The sequence below is a fragment of the Treponema sp. HNW genome, assembly GCF_050320395.1.
Taxonomy (GTDB): Bacteria; Spirochaetota; Spirochaetia; order Treponematales; family Treponemataceae; genus Treponema_C.
The window spans coordinates 2673020-2690898 of sequence record NZ_CP144459.1; the positions used below are offsets into that span (position 1 = coordinate 2673020).

Consider the following 17879-nt stretch of genomic DNA (forward strand, 5'->3'; position numbering starts at 1 on the left):
ATCGTAACCGGATAATATATGCGCCGCACAGCGCCATTTAAAAACGGCAAGCGCGTGTTTACATAACGAGCCTCTTTTTTTCTCCGTTTGTATCCGCATACACACCCTTATAATTTCAAATTGACGGATTATAACACGAGTAAAGAAAAGATGTCAATGGGTGGATGAGCCAATCTCCCGTTTCCGTATCGATTGAATCGAAAAATAATACCAAACTCGTAAGAATTCAATCCATTATTTTTATACATCATTCTAATACAGTACGGTGCAAAATTACCACATTGATTTATCGATAATGAATTTTTCCAATTTATTCTTATTCCATACCAGAATAGGCCCTTCCGTTTTATTTTTCCCGTCATTTGTATAAAAAACCGTTGAAAAACCGGAATTCTTTTCTATGACTTTTACACTCCATCCTGAGAAAGTCTGTGTTTTTATAGTACCGGAAAAAATAATCCCCTCGGAATTATAAATTATCTCATTAAGAAAATATCCGATCGGCTTAATAAAACCATCTTCTTTTTCTAAAAACATAATCCCCTTAGAAAAAACAGTCGGCACACCCTCTATCTCGTTATATGCGAAATAAAAATCAAATTCGGAGAATGAATATTTTTGAATCTGAAAATTTTTATTACCAAAATAATTTTCCAAAAAAACTGTTTTACCTGCATTTTCCGCGAAACAAGTATAAGCAAAGAGAAGTACAAGTAACGACAAATATTTTTTCATATTCCTCTAATCTCCTCTAAATCAATTATATGGAATCACTTTTACAAAATAATTTTTTCAGAGAATAACTTCATCACTTCTTCGGTATACAAAATTGAACAAAAAGTAACACAATCTTATAAAAAGGCTTATTACAAAGAAACAAACAATTATCGATAGCATTTGTTTAAATAATCGCTCATTTTTGCCCGGTCATAGTATTATGCATACATATTTTTGTCAAATTCTTTTATAGGAGGAATCGCTGTAAGCAGTAATTTCCCGGAACTTGTTAAAGTCTGCCGCAGTTATACTTTAAACTTTTTCACTTCGACCGCAAGACTTTCTATACTCTGCTTATTCTTTTGCGTAACTTCGTTTACGTCCTGTATCGCGTGATTTATTTGCGCAACTCCGGCGGCCATTTCATTCATGCTGTCGGTTATAATACGGGTCAAGTCGTCAAGTTTCTCCATTTGTTTTGCCGCAGCCTGTCCGCCGTGCAGCATTTGAGCGGAACCGTCGCTTACCTCATTTGTAATCGCATTTATATCGCGTATTGCGGTCAATACTTCTTTACCGGCCCCCTCCTGTTCACGCATCGAATCGGTAAGACTGGTACTCATATGCTTGACCTGCTCGGATAAATTAAAAATAATATTGAATTTTTCTTCGGCTACCCTTGCCGATGCGGACAGAGTTTCTATTTCACCGCTGAGAATTTTCAGTGTTTCGGTAATCGTTTTCCCCTGCGAACTCGACTCTTCGGCAAGTTTTCGTATTTCGTCGGCGACAACCGCAAAACCCTTTCCCGATTCTCCGGCATGGGCGGCTTCAATAGCGGCATTCATTGCCAATAAATTGGTTTGGCTTGCAATATGCTGAATAACACCGGAGGCTTCCAAAAGGCTGCCCGATTCTTCCGCAATACGCTGGGTAACGCCGCCGGCAGTTGCAATCGTTTCTTTTCCGTCCGCAGTTGCATCGGCGAGAGTTTTAATAACGCCGTCGGTTTTACTCAGTGTTTGTGTGATAGATGCTATATTCGACACCATTTGCTCTATTGCGGCGGAAGATTCCGCGACGCTTGCCGCCTGATTTTCTATATTTTCATTCAGTTTATTTATTGCATCTATAATGTTTTTTACCGTAAATGCGGTTTCTCCCACGCTGGCGGCCTGCGTATCCGTTTGCTCTTTAATGCCTTCGATATTCGAGCTTATTTCATGCACCGCACTGGCCGTTTCCGTCATACTGCCGGCAAGAGTTTCTCCGACCTGACGCATTTCATCACTGCTGTCAAGAACCGATTTTAAAGTCGATTGCATCTTCGTAATACTTTGATTAAAATAAACCGAAAAATCGGTTATTTCATCGTTGCCTCTGACGGGAAGCTTGACCGTTAAATCGCCCTCCCCAACATCGTGCAAAACGGGAACCATGTTGCCGATGGGGCGTACAATCAATCCGGTAACGATTATAACCGAAATTATAACAACAACAATCAAAAGAACAAGCGAAACGGTAACGACCGATATAACCGATCTTTGTATGCCGCTTTCAATGCCTGCATTAATCTCGGTCATTTCTATACCTGCAAAAAGCACGTAACTTATTTTACCGCTTCTTTGTATCGGAACATAGGCGGTGATAAAGTCCCTGTCCAATATCTGCGCACTGCCTACGTAGTGATTTCCGGATAAAATACGGTTATAGGCTTCTCCCTTATCCAACAAGGTTCCGGAAGCCCGTTTACCGTCGGCATTTTTAATCGTGGTCAATATACGTTTAAAATTTTGACCGTCAAAATCGAAAACGGTTATTTCAATATCGAACATGGAAGCAAGACGGTCAATGTGTTGAATTTGAACGGGTGCTCCCATTCCCCTTAATTCCCCGTCTTTTACGGTTAGTGTCCCGTACAGTATTTCCAAATAGTTTTCAATAACCGATATATCACCTTCCAGTTGTCGTGTCACATTGGTATCGACGGCCTTTTGTGCAGTCTTCCGTATCGTCAAAACCGTAATGGGCAAAAGAACGGCAAGAAACATAAGCATGGAAACGCAAAACACCGCTCCTATTTTCAGATTTAAACTTTTCCGCTTTTTTTGCGGACCGGTATCATTTACTCTTTCGTCCATAGTAACAGCCTTCTTTATATTAAGTAAATTTACACCTTCCATTCTATACCCGTTTATGAATTCGCGCAAGTTTTTTTTACGGAGTTTCAATCGCGGCCTGTAAATCCGTAACGGGATGATTTTTTTTACCGAAGCAAGTGTTTTTATCGCCCTGCCGAATATAAAAAACCGTATAGAACAGTATCCATAAAAAGAGCAAAAAAGCGGGTAGCCAATCGCCGAAACGGGCGTAAAAGGTTATACGACGCTCGTAAATCGGTACGTCGAAAATACCGGCCGTACTCTCAAAAAGAGGTTGGCTGTATAAAATGCGGCCTGCAGGATCGGTAACGGAGGTAAAACCGGCATTTGTACAGCGCACCAAAGTTGTTCTGAATTCCTGTGCGCGGAAGGAGGCTATAACGTAGTGCTGAATTTCGGCGGACTTTGTACGTGACCATGCATCGTTCGTCAAATTAAAAAAAGCTTCGCTTCCTTCGAAAAATAAATTGCGGCATACATAGGGAAAGGCATCTTCAAAACATATGGGCGTACCGACTTTTACCGAATCCCCGTCCGAAGCGCCTTCGCCCCGGTTTATAGGGATATCGAAGAGGGTATAGAATTTTCCCGGTGTCCAGCCGCTCGAAAAACCGACAAGGCTTTGCATAAGGGTCTGCATCCAAAGTTTATCCGAATAGGGAATAACTTCGGCAAAGGGAACAAGCTGTACCTTGCCGTAAAAATCAACCCAGCACCCGGCCGCATCAAAGTAAAGCGCGGAATTACAGAATTCCCGTACCTGTGATACGGAAAAAACACCCCTGCCGCCTTCAGCGGCATCCTTATTCGGCCGCGTATGAGCCGGCGCCGCCCCCGTTATCTCAACCGGACCTCCTATAATAAAGGGAATACCCGTGCTTCGTATAAAAGGGATAAGCGGCTCTTCTTTAGGGTTATAACTGTAATAAGCATAGGCTTCGGGAAAGGCATAGGTTAAAATACTTTCGGACCATATAACCGCGTCCGGCCTTTTTTGTGCCCTGTCCAAGGCTTTTTGCGTAAGCTCGATTGAAGGCAATACCGCATCCTCTCCGGTATCCGTAAGCCATGAATCGAAAACCGGCTGAACCAAAAGAGTGCTTACGCTTTTTACGGGTATTCTTTCCTTTGTGTATTGATACAGACCGTATAGGCTGCCGAAAATAAAAAACAGGCAGCACAAAACGGCGGCTCCGGCATAACCGGACAGGCATCGGTCCCCCGCGGTTTTTTGCCCCGTACCGTGCAAAAAAAGGCCCTCGGCAACAACCGCGTTAAAAAGGGAAAATAAAAAACCGATGCCGTAAGTACCGGTTATATCGACTATTTGCGTAAGAAGCTTCCACTTCCATGCGCTCATGACAAGGGTTCCCCAGGGGTAGGCTAAAAAACCGGTCGATTTTCTCCATTCGTACATTGTCCACAGGGCGGCAAACAAAAAAATCCGTATGACCGAATTCAGAGGCTTGAGCCCCGCTTTTTCTTCCAAGGCGGTTTTACGCGTTATATAAAAAGGAGCAAAAAACAGGGTACCTAAAAAATACCCCGTAACCGTATAAAAAAGCGCCGTTGCACCGAGGGTAAATACGGCAAAATCTTTAAAATATCCGAGCCAAAAGCTTGTCAAAACATGGGTAAAGAGCATATAAAGGGCATTTAAAACACCCGCTTCTTTAAATGAAACCGATTTTGACAAAGACAAATAAAGCGGAACAAGGGCAAAAAGACCTAAAAAAGGCGATCCGAAGGGCAAAAATTCGTTTTGAACGGCAAAAGCGGTGATTATTGCGGAAAAAATTACGGAAAAAACTTGTAAAAATCTTCTCATTATATTATCATCATACCTGATTTTGTTTTTAAAAATCAATATGATACAGAGGCGGTCATCGTACTGATATGAAACGGGTCATTGACATTCACAAAAAAGAATACGACAAAAAGCCCGATGTCTTGGTTTCCGCCCCCGGTCGGTTTCATCTTATCGGGGAGCATACCTGGTATTTTAAAGACAAAACCCTGTCCATGGCTGTGGATCTCCCGGTCTTTATTGCGGCATCGGCACGGCAGGATTCGTCTTTGCGTTTTTACTTTCATCAACTGAATGAACGAAAACGCGGCAACGTATCGACTTTAAAATTTCGTAAAGAAGATCGGTGGGCAAATGCAATAAAAGCGGTTATAGCGGGTTTTAATTCCTGCGGCTTTGAGTGCAGGGGCATGAACATTACCGTTTTTTCCGAGATATTGCCCTCGGCGGGATTCGGCATTACGACAGCGGTTAAACTTGCAACGGCCCTTGTCTGTAAAACCCTGTTTAAGCATCCCTGCTCGGATGCTCAGATTTTGCAGGCAATAGAGCGCGGTAATAAGTTTTTTTTAAACACGGGCAATTATATTGCAGACCTTTATGCGGCCCTGTACGCTCAGCCTGATACCTGCCTTTTAATCGACCACTCAAAAAACACGAGTACCCCCCTGCCCTTTAAATTCGACGGTTATTCCGTTCTCTTAACCGACGCCAGAGTTCCGCGCATTTCCGTATGGGACGAAGAAAGTTTGCGCTGTCCGGAAAACTTTTTGCTTATGGCCGAATTAAAACTGCAAAAAAAAGGGTTTTGGGTGTACAACGACGACGAGGATGAAATAAACGATATTTTTTCGGTAGTAACCGAAGATACAAGGCGGCGTCTCTTGTGCGTGATGAAAGAACATCACTGTATAATGGAAGCGGCCGACGGACTGCGCGGCGGAGACTTTTTTTCGTTTGCCCGAGCGATAAACAAGTCCCACGAATCCATGCGCGACTTGTATAATATTTCCTGCCCCGAAATCGACTGGCTCGTAAAACGGGTGCTGGAATTTGAAATGACCACTTCCCGAAAACCTGCCGCATGCTCGCGCATAACCGGCAAGGGCTTCGGACGCTGTTTATATACGATTCTAAAAACAGGCGATGTTGAAGAATTCAAAAAGAAAATTGCCGAGTACGAACGCATTTTCGGTTTTCACCCCGTGTGTTACGAGGTAAAGCCCGCAGGCGGCGCTTCCATACTTATCGGCTGATGAGGAATATATGACACTTTTATTAACCAATGATGACGGATTCGGTGCCGACGGCCTTGAAGCCCTTATAAAAGTTTTATCGCCTCTTCATACGGTGTACGTTGTCGCTCCCGACCGCGACCGTTCCGGCGTTTCGCACGGCTTTACCATGTTAAAACCTTTGCGCTTAAAAAAAACGGGTGAACGTATGTTTCGCTGTTCGGGGCTGCCTGCCGACTGTACCGATGTCGGCACAAAAAAGCTCATGGATAAAGCCCCCGATGCGGTTATATCGGGAATCAACCGCGGTTCAAACATCGGAACCGACATTCTTTATTCGGGAACGGCCGCTGCAGCCCGCCAGGCATCGCTGCACGATATTCCCGGCATTGCGGTCAGTTTGGAATCGGGAGACGGAAACTGGAATTACGAGCCGCTTGCACGTTTTGTATGCGATAATTTGGAAAAGCTTATAAGCTTATGCGAGCGCGACGTTTTTATAAACATCAATGCCAAAGACGGCCTTTCGTACAAGGGCTGGAAGATGACCGTCCCCTCGCGCCGTAACTACAACGACTCGTCCGAACTTATCGACGCCCCCGACGGCCACGTATACAGCTTTTTTAAAGGCGGCAAGGTGCATACGCCCCTTCACGCGGACACCGACTATACGGCAGCGCAGGAGGGCTTTATTTCGATAAGCAGGATTATATCCCAGCCCTGTGCCGCAGGCGGAAAGCCGAACCTGAGCGGCGACTTTTTTAAGATGCCGTAAATTAAGGGGCTGTGCACTTATTCCGCTGCGGGATTTACGGAAAAGGGATTGTGTGCTATAATATATGAGGGAGGATTATGGCGGAAACTATACAAGACGGTATCGCCTTATACCGTTCCGGAAATTACACCGATGCTTTAACCGTTTTTCTGTCTTTACCCGTTCCGGATATGCACTCCGATGAAGAAGATGCGGCGGGCTTTGAACTTGCATATTACATCGGTTTATCCTATGCACGCCTTGAACGCTATGACGAGGCGGTTCTCTATCTTGAACAAGTCGTTACGGCAGGTTCCGTACCCGACAGAGTAAATCAATGCCGCTTTGTACTCGCCGTCATCTACGGAATTACGGGAAGAAGCCGTTTAGCCGACTTTGAATTGCAGCAGCTTTTGGAAACCGATTATAAAAAATCGGAAGTGCATGCGGCCCTTGCCTATGTTCAATGGAACAATAAAAAAACATCCAAAACGGTCGAGCATTACGAAAAAGCCCTTGAAATAAACCCGAACAGTCCGACCGCTTTAAACGGATTGGGGTACGTGCTTGCCTGTATCGGTAAAGACCTTACGCGGGCACTGTCATTGTGCAAAAGAGCTTTGGATATGCATCCCGAATCGGCGGCATGTCTGGATTCCTTGGGTTGGGTGTATTATAAATTGGGTCTTTTGGGCGAAGCCCAAACCTATATAACGCGGGCAAAAGAACGCGGCCGGGGAAATCCGGAAATAGAAGCGCATTATAACAGCATATTCAATACAGCCGCGGCGGCGGATGCATAGAAAAAAACGGGAGGCACAATGAAATCGCGACTTTTTATCTTGCCCGTCATACTCTTTTTTTGTGCATACGCCCTTTTTTTCGCACAACAACGCGCCTCGGCATCCGGAGGAACGGCAACGCCCGTTGAACGCGGTTATGCGGAGCAGGAATTCAGACGCGGCGTTCAGGCATGGTACCGCGGAGCCTTTAACGATGCCCTCATTCAATTTGAAAAAGCCCTTTCCTACCTTCCCTCGGAAAACCTCATTCTCTATTGGCTCGGCAAAGCCTATTACCGCTCCGGCATGGAAGGAGCGGCCTTACAACAGTGGCGCCTTGCCTCCGAGGCCGGGTACGGCGGACTCTTGCTTAAAAACAAAATAGAAGTTGTACAAAACCGCCGCGTTACATCCGGAATAAACCGCGAAACGATGCGCTTTACCGAATCGGGTAATTTTCCCGGTAAAACCGAGGCGGCCGTGCATTTCAGCCAGCCCCTGTCCCTCTTGCCCCTTAACGACGGTTCCCTGTGGCTTATCGCTTACGGGTCCAATGAAGTTCTGCGCGTGGATGCAAACGGTTTAATCGTAAACCGAATAACGGGCCCTTTGAACGGGTTTGACCGTCCGATGGATATTTTACAGCAAAAAAACGGCAATGTACTCGTATCCGAATATGCCGGAGACCGTCTCTGCCAGCTCGATTCAAAAGGACGCTTTGTTAAGTATTTCGGCTCAAAGGGGCGGGGAAACGGACAACTCGTAGGCCCTCAATTCTTAGCCGAAGACGATTCCGGGAATATCTATGTAAGCGATTACGGGAACGGACGCATAACGGTTTTTAATGCCGCAGGGGATGCCCTCTTCACTTTCGGAAAGTTTGTCTCACCTGCAGGAATTGCGGTATTCAAAGAGAGAGTATATATTGCGGATGCGGCCTCGGGTTCGATTGCCGTCTATGACACGGCCGGCAACTATGTGGAAAATTTAACCGAAAACGGCTCGCTGGTAAATCCGGAAACCCTGCGCATTCACGATACATACCTTATCGCCGCCGATATGAACAGGGTTTTAGCCGTAGACCTTTCAAGCGGCGCGATACAGGAAATGGCTCGGACAGGTTCGGCCCCCGTACGCCTCACCTGCGCAGATATGGATGCAAACGGCAATATTATTGCAAGCGACTTTAAAAATAATGAAGTGGTTGTTTTTTCCCGCATGAATGAGTTGGTCGGCGGCCTCTTTGTCCAAATAGAGCGGGTCTATGCCGATGATTTTCCGAACATCACCCTCGATGTGAGGGTTGAAAACCGAAGCCGCAAACCCCTTGTCGGTTTAAAAGACGTAAACTTTCTTATAACCGAAGAAAAACGCCCGGCTGCACGCCAAACCCTTACAGGAGATGCCAATTCAAACACTGTCTGTGACTTGACGCTCATTATCGACCGAAGTTACGATTCGGCGCAATATTCTCAGGCACTGGATACGGCCGTGCGTGAAATCGCCGCAGCAATGAAGGGAAGGGGTACTTTGCGCATTGTCGGAGCCGGTCAGCTGCCCGTATCCGAATACACGGGAAATCCCTCCCTTATGGAAAAATTTTCGTCGGCAAACCTTAAAACGCCTTTGTCGCCCGTTGTCTCCGTCGATTTGGCGGTACGCCTTGCGGCAAACGATTTAATCAATGCGGAACCCAAACGGGCAATCGTATACATAGCCGCAAGCACCCGGGCCGAAGGTATAAAAGCCCAAAGTTTTGGAAAATACGGCCTCACCGATACCGCCGCCTACCTGAATAACAACGGCATCGCATTTTTAAATGTTGCCTTGGACAGAAATCCTCCTGCCGAAGAATTGAATTTTTTAACCGAAGAAACCCGGGGCGGTTCTTATTACATTTTCCGTCCTCAGGGCATAGGGGCCCTGGTACGGGATGTTCTTAACCTTCCCTGTTCTTTGTACCGCTTTACCTATGTTTCTTCCCTGCCCACGGATTTCGGGCGCGCCTTTTTACCGGTTGAAATCGAAACCTATGTTTTAAACCGCTCCGGACGGGACGAAACCGGATATTTTGCTCCTCTTGAGTAAAAAATCGGGGCTTACACAGAATCCAGTCCGATTAAAAGCTTATCTTACCCGATATGCCCGCACCGTTTTTGAGGGTAAAGGCGGCCTTCTTTACCGTCAATTCGGTCTCTAAAAACAAACCCGCACGTAAATAGGAATTAAGATCGAAATCGGCATGATGACTGAGGCCGTAGTTTTGAACAAAAACCTGTGCGCCCGTCTGCGCGAAAACGGCTTTCAGGGTATTTTTCCGCCTGAATGAAACCGAAGGAACTCCCTCGGCTTTTTTCACCTTATTAAATTGCAAAAGCAAAAACTCCAGAGCATCCTTTACAATGCTTGTTTTACCGATTCTGTTCCATTCGGCTTCGGCTTTTACCTGCCAGTCTTTTTGGGTATCTACGCGGTATTCGGTAAAAAACCGCAAATTGTCTTTTGCATTAAAAAAAAGCAAAGCCTGATTATACCCTGAAAAATCGATGCGGTATTTTTTTATATCGCCGCGGTCGGTTTTAAAGGTTAAGGACAAAAAAGAAGCGAATTCGTCCTGTTCGTACCAATGACATAAGCGCATTGAGCCGAAAGAGCCGAAGCAGTTAAAGGCGGTAAATCCGGCACCCGTTTTAAATTGCAGCATATCGCTTATATCGTGCGAAGAAGTTTTAATAACCCGCGATGCGCCAAACGAAAGGCGCGACGGCACGGCTATATCCAGCGGCGACGAAAAAAGCGGTCTTTTCCACGACAAGTCCCACATGCTCTCATAGGCCGAAACGGAAGCGCCGCTTTTTTGCATACGAAGGGCAAGTGCCGGATCGAAAAAGTCATACAGCGGAAGGGCGGCATAAGAATCTTTTCGCTTGGACATGGATTCGGCAAAGAGGCGGCTGTCATGCACATATGAGCCGCCTTTTTGAACCGCGCCGGAAACCGAAGCGTTTTTTGTCCATGCGGCGGAAAACTGCTGATTTTTTATACTAAAGGGAACACTGACGGAAAAAGAATCGCTTGCCCTGTGTTCGGTTTTAAGGGCCGAACTGTACACGTTTTGCGCGCTTATAAGAACCGAAGGCCTTAAGCGGTTTTCAAAAAAGGCAAAGCCCTGTTCAAGGGAGAACCCGATGCGCCTCATATCCGCACTGCTTTCACCGGATGAAAACTGAATCCGTGAAACATCAAGCCAGCTCGAAAAATAGCCGGTTTTATCGCCCGTTTTTTGTATCGTGTTTTGCCCCTGCTGAGAAGTCCGGCCTTCAGCGCGCACCGTATACGAAAAGCCCTCTTTTTCAAGCGAATAACGGGCTTCAAAGACCGAATCCTGCTTTTGGAAAAGCGCTCCGAGACTTCCCTCGGTCCTAAAAGACACAAAGAGGGGAAGCTTTAGAGGCGAAAAGTCAAAGCCGAGGATTTCCGTTTTTTTTGCGCTTTTGGACTGCGGGGTAAACGCATAATCTTCGTAAACGTTAAAAATCTTTGTAACAAAAAAAACGGGCGTAGTGCGTATACGGTGCCCCGCACTTTGTAAAAGATAGGGCCCGGCCGAAGGCGCTCCTGCAAAAGAACGTTCAATGCGGCTTTTGTCTTCGGCGGTTGAAAGCGAAAATGAAATATTCCCTGCCGCTTCGATGCCCGCAATATCGATTTGAGCCCTTGTATCTGCGGCCGCGGCCGCTGAAGCTGTTGAATCCCTGTGCCGTAAATTACCGCTTGCCGTGTGAGCGTGAATATTCGTATAAAAGCGCGGATTTGCGGCAAGGGGAAAACCCTCTACTTCCCAAAGGACGGCGTTTTTTCCCCAATCGAAGCTGAATATATTTTCAAAATTCAGGCGGTAATCCAAACCTTCCAAATAAAGCTCGTCTATATAGAGTTCTCCTATAGTCGGTTGTGCCGGAAGAGGCGTATTGCAGGGTGCAAATAAAAAGTCGATACGGTTCGGCGCGATGTTTATATCGAAACTTTGAACCGAAAACTCGGTTTCCGCGGTAAGTTCGGTATCGTCAACGCGCAAACTTCGGCTTCGTAAATCGAATTGCACCTTTTTCCATGCACCGTGAGGTGGCTGCGCACTTTTTATCTTCTCCAAACCTTCTTTTTTTATAACAATATGCAGGGCCGTTTTAATGCCCCTGTTTGTTTCACTTTGCAGTACAAGGGAAAAATCCGGCATTTCGGCCGTTGCCGAAGCGATTTCCGGCATATACATAAAAAAATTCAGGGTATCGTATGAAGCAAGGTTTAATTCTTCCGTGTAGACGCGCGCACTCACCGTACCGTTTTTGGGCGTTTCCCCCGAAGGAATATGCCATTTAAAATACTGGACCGTATTTACGCCGTCCCGATTAAAGCGCAGCATATCGGCCGTTTGCGCAACGGGAGAACTTTGCCCCGATGAATGCAGGGTACAGCCGTCAGGTTCATGCAAGGCAAAAACGGTACCGTTTATTTCGGCCGCTCCCGCAAAAAGTTTTCCGGATATTGGGAACGTTCCCGGCGGAACTGTGTCGGGAAAATATATGATAAGGCGGGCATTTTGCGCCTTTGCAAGCTGCATGCGGTCTTCATCGCGGAGACGGACAGCAACTTTTTGCCAAATTCCCTTCTTGGCAGCGGAAATATCAAATTTTTGTTTGACATCATTGTCGACAGGAGAGTCCTTGGTGATTTCCCATGTAGGAAGGGGAACTTGACTTTCTCCTAAAACACTGCTTGCTGCCGCCGTTTCCGGTGCTCCGAGCTGTAAATATACTTGCGCATTTGTCAGCTTTGCATCCGACGTTTTAAGCAATAAAGAAAATTCCCTTGCGGATGCAAGAGAGGCGGCGGCTTTTGAAAAATCGATTGTCTGAACAGCCCAGCCCCCTGCCTGCTCTATAGTCCAATCCATGCCGACGGCATAGCCTTCGTTTCCTTCTTCACGCAGGATTTTGCTTTTCAAGCTGCCGCGCTTTAAGAGGTCCAAACCGGAAAAAACTCCTGAAGGGGGCGTCATATCTTCCGGCCGCTGTTTTAGAACGGGTACGATTCCTTCGGGAAAGCTTACCGCCGCCTTTTCCGCTAAAAGTATTTTTTTAGGTTTTGAACCATCCATGCCGAGAACGCGGCGCACACCCGTTGTATCGGGCATTTCAAACGAAAGAACCGAAGTATCGCTTAAAGAAAAATCTTTTTTTTGCAAGTCGAGCTTTAAAGCCGCATTTAAAGAACCGGCGGCATTGTCCGAGCCGTAACTGAATGAATCTTTTTGCGTCAGCGGCCATAAAAAAGAAGCGGAACCGTCGAGACGAAAATCGTCCGAAAAACGTTTTTGAATGCCGGCCGCCGCCGATATGCGTCCGATTTTTCCCCCGTCTTTACGCTGCTGCCACACAATACGCACCTTGTCGAAGGCCGTAATCGGGCGAATCGGATGCACAATACCCGTTTTTTCATCATAGCGGAAACCCGTTTCTTTTATGCCGTTTCGGTACATAACAATCGAGCCGGGAACCGCTTCGCTTCCTATGTCGAGCGCTTCGGTTCGGGAGCTTGTCTGAACCGAAATAAAAAAAGGCGCTTGCTCCGGCCTAAAAGCTTTCGGGCTCAAATACACAAGGGGGGCATCCTTTGCAGCGGGATAACGCTCCGCAGGAGGAATACCTTGGTAAGGACTTCCTCCTGCGGTGTTTTGAAAAGCTCGGTTAAAAAGGCGGATATAATTTTTTTTCTCTTTAAAAAAATCGCTTCCGGATAGTACCCCGGCAAAGATACTTCCCTCCGCTTCAAGGGCTGCATAGCCTTTTTCCGCCGTGCCGGCGGCTGTTAAAACGCTCAATCCCGCATTGTTCGGCGCAAAATCGGCTTCATATAAAGATGCATCCGCAAAGGGCGAAAAAAAGGGCGGATATTGTAAAATCAAAGCCTCGGCCGCATTTCCGCCCGCTTTTGCCGCAATGTTTGTAAAAAAATTATCCGGTACGAGTACTCCCGCTTTTTGAGGATACGAATACCGCTTAAGCTCATATTTGCTTCCGAAACAATCCTGTACTTCTTTTAAAAAACTGCCTGCAGCGGAAAAATTGCCCAAAGGGCCGGTTATAGCGTTTTTTTCGCCGTAAAATTCGGCAAGAACCCTGCCCGAGGCGGCTCGCGCCAATACGAGTACATCCTGCGCAGCTAAAATCAAATAGTCTGAAGGGGCAAGTTTTACATAGGTATAACCTTCCGAATCCTTATAATCGCCCTTTTCCGATTCAACATAGACTGAAGCTATACGGGCGGCGGTACTTGCAGGAAGGGCAAAGCGAAGCCCCGCCTTCCACTCGTAAAGAGCGATTTTTTTTTCGCCCAATTCGTTTGCACCCGCCCAGTTTTTTTCAAACGTTTCGAGTAAATCGTAGCGTAAGAGGGCATCGGCCTGCCAAGAAGGAGCCTCCCAATGAGCCGCAATGCCCGGTGCCTGATCGGCAGCCCCTCCGGCGCCCTTTCCCGCAGCGTCGACACCGTAGATACGCGGAAAATGTATTCCCCTGTTTCCGATACGTGCATGGCGCAAAAAACCTTCTCCGTAATAACCTGCGGCAACCGTACTTTTATCATACGCGTCGGCAACGGCCGCTTCAAAATACCATTTTCGGTTTAGAAAAAACCATAGGGTTAAATCGGTTTTTTGCATAAATACGGGAGGAGAAAAAGAAAATACGGGCGCCTTTTTGTTTGTATCCGTACCGCCGCCTATTATATGATGGCCGAAGAATTTTGCTTCCCAGCTTCCCTGTACAAAAAGCTCGACTTCATCTGAAGCGGATGCAAGTGAAAAAGAAGCAAACGGACTTCCCGGAGGAAGGGCGGCAAGCGGATTAAAAATATCGTCCGTTCCGTTTGAAAAGGCGGAGCCCTGCCCCTGCGGCAGAGCATACAGCGGAGCAATCGAAAAACAAAAAAACACACAGCTTAAAAAAAAGCATAAAAATGCGGGTATAACCGCCGGCAGTACGGCGGATAATAAAGAGCCCTGTTGTGGAGCTTCCGGTTTTATCTTTTGTGCGGGCGTTTTATTAGGCTGCAATTCTTCTTTTGCATGCAAAAGACGCGCTTTTTCCACACGGACAGCCGGATTTTTTTTTTGAATTTGTATAACCGCTTTTTCGACAGCGGCTTTTTTTTTCTCGCCGAAGTCGAATAATTCACTTTGTATGCCGCCCGTTGTGTCTTCAATATTTTGGGCGGCAAGGCCGAGCAGCCGAATTCCGCGGCCGTTTTCATATTTTTTTCGGAATAAATTTTGAGCGCGTAAAAATAAATCATCTGCGGAAGAAATAAAGCGGCCCGATGTTTCCTGTATACTCACCGTTGTAAAATCCTCATAACGGATTTTTACATGAACCGTTTTGCTTTGCACGTTTTCGGTAAGCAGACGGTACATCAATTCCCATGAAAGTTCCAAGAGGGCCGTATCTATCGTGTATAAATCGCTTAAATCAAAGGAAAAGGTGTGTTCCGAGCTTATTGAGCGGCTCTTTGTTTGAGCTTCAAATGTTTCCACTTCGCAGCCCCGTACCGCATGATACAAAAACGAACCCGTACATGAACCGAATAAGCTTTGCAGCAAATTCAAAGAAGCCTTATGCACATCACGCGGGGTTTTAAATCCTGCCGAGGTAAGCCTTTCGAGTGTTTTTTCACCCACTCCCCATATTTTTTTTAGTGGAAGAGAAAGCATAAAATCCTCTTCTTTGCCGCTTTGTACAATGAACAATCCGTCCGGTTTCGACATCCCCGAAGCGATTTTTGCAATATACTTATTGGAAGCGGCCCCTATCGAAAGAGTAAGACCCGTTTCTTCCCTGACGCTTTCTTTTAAACGCCGCGCCGCACTTTCCGGCGGGCCGAATAAACGCTCTGTGCCTCCCATATCCATAAAAGCTTCATCTATAGACATTTGGCGCACATCGGGAGAAAAGCGGTTTAAAATCGCCATCACTTCGCGAGACTTTTCATGGTAACGCTTCATTCTTCCGCGTAAAAAAATACCCGACGGACAAAGCTTAAAAGCCCTTCCGATAGGCATAGCCGAATGAACTCCGTATCGGCGCGCCTCATAAGAGCAGGTAGACACAACACCCCGCCTGTCCGCCGGCAAAGAACCGACGATAACGGGCTTTCCCCGATATTCCGGATTATCGAGCTGCTCAACCGAGGCGAAAAAGGCATCCAAATCGACATGAAAAAAGCAGGGGCCGTTCATTTGTGAATACCCGCTATCGTATAAGAAAGCCGCTCCGTTTTTATACCCCCATCGGTTTGTACAAGGGCGGTAACCCTGCACACCGTATCCTGAATGCCGTCTGCCGAAAAGGTTAACACAAAGGGCTCGGGAGGATAATCGTCAAGGGCAAACACCGCGGCCGACGGTTTTACAAACATATCGTAGGGATAATTCGATTCAAAGACGGGCAAAACCGACGAAGAGGTGATTTCAATATAATAACGCATAACGGGCAGACCGGAAGAAAGTTTTAGGGTAAAAAGACTGCGGCCGAATTGCGCGGTACGCTCAAAAACAAGGGATACCGAATCCTTTTTATTTTCGGAAGTGCGGAGTTTTGCGGACGATTGCACCGAAGTGATAAGGGCAGACAGGGTTAAACAACAAAGCAAAAACAATGCGACAAGAGAAACGGCGGCAAAGGCCTGCCTGCGTATCATTTTTTTTGCCGCAGTTCCGCGCCGCTTCCAGGATTTAAAACGTATAAGCATACGTATAATCATAATCTGAAAGGGCAGTAAGACGGCGGCGTACAAAAGGTTTAAAATAAGGGGAGCTTCACCGATAAAGCGGGCGCATAAATCCGTGTCCAAGCTTGCGATAGCCTGAATAAAGGGCATATAGGGAATCAGCATACACAGGCTGCATAAGATAAGCGGAATCAATCTTCGCATACTCCGCGAAATATATATAATAATATATTCAAAAATAAAAACAGGAATAAGAGCCAAATCAACAGCGGCAAATAAAAAGATATTTAAAAAAGCGGAAACGGACAGAAGATAGCCGTAAATAAATCCGGTCAAAGGAAGTTTTAACGTATAATAGGCAAACGGAAAAAAAACAAAGGTAAACGGAATAAGGGCACACAGGGTTTTTACGGTTAAAAAAAACAGAGGCGCCTCTATTATTGATCCGGCCGTTTTTACGGCCGCAAACTGAGCAAGGTATAAAAGGGCGGCCGTAACGCCGAGGATAAGCGGAATAAGATACCATGTTTTAAAAAATTCTTCACGATGTATATAACGGTGTGCGCCGCGTATAAATGAAAAAATAAAAAATAAAAAGAGGGTCAGCGCCGCCGATACCGATAAAAACAGTACATATGCGTATTCCGAAATAAAAAAGCCCCGGCCCCCGAAAGTAAAAAAACTGTAGCGGCGGTCTCCGGTAAAGGCCTGCGTGTCCGTGAACTCCTGCGCACAGTGTTCAAGAACCGAACAAACAACATCGGGATTTTCTTCAGTCAGGAGCAGCATAAGAGCGGGTATATCGGCTGAAAGCCAGGCGGATACGAGGCCTTCATTTTGAGAAAAACCGATACGGTACAAGGACAAAAACCTGTCCCGAACGGAATACGAAACGCCTGCAGACAAACAGGCTTTTGTAAAAAGCTTAAAAAAATCTCGGGGTATAACCGTTCCCCGATTATACTCGCCCCGTGCTCCGGGAATAATTTCAACATGGCGTTTACGCAGGGGAGAAAATATATGCGTATTGTCTCCCGCACGAATAATAAAAACCGCCGTATTTTCTTTTGTTTCCAAGCTGTTTATATAGGTGTATGTTCCCGAATTGACAAAGGAAGGAGCTTGTAAATCGGCGGAAAATCGGCCGGCAGAACTGTAATCGTTTGCGGTAAAAACAAAGGCACTTTCAAAGCCGCTGTTTTTTTCACCTATGCTGCGAATAAGAGCAGCCAGCCGGGGCAATATGGCCGCTGCATCCTGCTGCGGACAGCTGATAATCAGTCTTTTTTGTTTTCCCGCTGCCCCGTTTTTTTTACCGGATGAAACAAGGACATTATACGGAAAATCCTGCGTCATTGTATTTTGCAGATATTGCCGTTCGACCTCAAAACCTTCCTTTAAAAAAAAAGCATATAAAAAATCCGAGTGCAGGGCCTCTTGAGCCTTTAAAGGCCGATTTTCGGCAGCAGCCGGAATTTGAAACGCGGAGAGAAAAAAAACTGCGGCGCATATTTTAAAGACACGTTTCATACCGACAGCATAACGGTAAATTTGTTCTATGGTCAATAGCTTAATAAAAGTTTAAAATCGGAGCAAACAGGTATTGACAGTCATAGATATAGTTTTCTAAGATAGATA

General features: G+C 46.1%; 9 protein-coding genes. 4 read left to right on the forward strand and 5 right to left on the reverse strand.

Translation table 11 applies throughout. The annotated features are described in order from the left end of the window. Positions 1-273 precede the first annotated feature (273 nt). The 3 genes from V1L52_RS12600 to lnt all read right to left on the reverse strand — a co-directional run bounded on the left by V1L52_RS12600 (position 274) and on the right by lnt (position 4707). Positions 274-735, reverse strand: coding sequence for a hypothetical protein (locus V1L52_RS12600; RefSeq protein WP_428770140.1), 462 nt, complete (start codon positions 733-735; stop codon positions 274-276). A gap of 287 nt (positions 736-1022) precedes the next feature. Further along, entirely contained in the window at positions 1023-2858 is a 1836-nt protein-coding gene (locus V1L52_RS12605; RefSeq protein WP_428770141.1) for a methyl-accepting chemotaxis protein, read from the reverse strand. A 76-nt stretch (positions 2859-2934) separates the two neighbouring features. Beyond that, positions 2935-4707 carry an apolipoprotein N-acyltransferase gene (gene lnt / locus V1L52_RS12610; RefSeq protein WP_428770142.1) on the reverse strand — a complete coding sequence of 591 codons (1773 nt, stop codon included), beginning with the start codon at positions 4705-4707 and terminating at the stop codon, positions 2935-2937. Positions 4708-4775: 68 nt separating this feature from the next. Between lnt and V1L52_RS12615 the strand changes: the two genes are divergently transcribed. The 4 genes from V1L52_RS12615 to V1L52_RS12630 all read left to right on the forward strand — a co-directional run bounded on the left by V1L52_RS12615 (position 4776) and on the right by V1L52_RS12630 (position 9545). Continuing rightward, positions 4776-5942 carry a galactokinase gene (locus V1L52_RS12615; RefSeq protein WP_428770143.1) on the forward strand — a complete coding sequence of 389 codons (1167 nt, stop codon included), beginning with the start codon at positions 4776-4778 and terminating at the stop codon, positions 5940-5942. Between the two features lie 10 nt (positions 5943-5952). Then, positions 5953-6696 (forward strand): 5'/3'-nucleotidase SurE, encoded by a 744-nt coding sequence (gene surE / locus V1L52_RS12620; protein WP_428770144.1) that lies wholly within the window; start codon positions 5953-5955, stop codon positions 6694-6696. A 77-nt stretch (positions 6697-6773) separates the two neighbouring features. After that, positions 6774-7478, forward strand: coding sequence for a tetratricopeptide repeat protein (locus tag V1L52_RS12625; protein WP_428770145.1), 705 nt, complete (start codon positions 6774-6776; stop codon positions 7476-7478). A gap of 18 nt (positions 7479-7496) precedes the next feature. Beyond that, entirely contained in the window at positions 7497-9545 is a 2049-nt protein-coding gene (locus V1L52_RS12630; RefSeq protein WP_428770146.1) for a hypothetical protein, read from the forward strand. Positions 9546-9576: 31 nt separating this feature from the next. Here V1L52_RS12630 and dinB read toward each other — a convergent pair whose 3' ends face one another. Together dinB and V1L52_RS12640 are read right to left on the reverse strand one after the other, a co-directional pair. Beyond that, positions 9577-15750 carry a DNA polymerase IV gene (gene dinB / locus V1L52_RS12635; protein WP_428771862.1) on the reverse strand — a complete coding sequence of 2058 codons (6174 nt, stop codon included), beginning with the start codon at positions 15748-15750 and terminating at the stop codon, positions 9577-9579. Continuing rightward, the gene (locus tag V1L52_RS12640; RefSeq protein ID WP_428770147.1) at positions 15747-17771 is read right to left on the reverse strand and encodes a hypothetical protein; all 2025 of its coding nucleotides are present in this window, start codon (positions 17769-17771) and stop codon (positions 15747-15749) included. The genes dinB and V1L52_RS12640 overlap by 4 nt, the downstream gene beginning before the upstream one ends. Between the last annotated feature and the right edge of the window lie 108 nt (positions 17772-17879).

Coding starts and splice junctions, on each gene's coding strand:
- V1L52_RS12600 (WP_428770140.1), bottom strand. CDS start 735: ATGAAAAAATATTTGTCGTTACTTGTACTTCTCTTTGCTTATACTTGT.
- V1L52_RS12605 (WP_428770141.1), bottom strand. CDS start 2,858: ATGGACGAAAGAGTAAATGATACCGGTCCGCAAAAAAAGCGGAAAAGT.
- lnt (WP_428770142.1), bottom strand. CDS start 4,707: ATGAGAAGATTTTTACAAGTTTTTTCCGTAATTTTTTCCGCAATAATC.
- V1L52_RS12615 (WP_428770143.1), top strand. CDS start 4,776: ATGAAACGGGTCATTGACATTCACAAAAAAGAATACGACAAAAAGCCC.
- surE (WP_428770144.1), top strand. CDS start 5,953: ATGACACTTTTATTAACCAATGATGACGGATTCGGTGCCGACGGCCTT.
- V1L52_RS12625 (WP_428770145.1), top strand. CDS start 6,774: ATGGCGGAAACTATACAAGACGGTATCGCCTTATACCGTTCCGGAAAT.
- V1L52_RS12630 (WP_428770146.1), top strand. CDS start 7,497: ATGAAATCGCGACTTTTTATCTTGCCCGTCATACTCTTTTTTTGTGCA.
- dinB (WP_428771862.1), bottom strand. CDS start 15,750: ATGAACGGCCCCTGCTTTTTTCATGTCGATTTGGATGCCTTTTTCGCC.
- V1L52_RS12640 (WP_428770147.1), bottom strand. CDS start 17,771: ATGAAACGTGTCTTTAAAATATGCGCCGCAGTTTTTTTTCTCTCCGCG.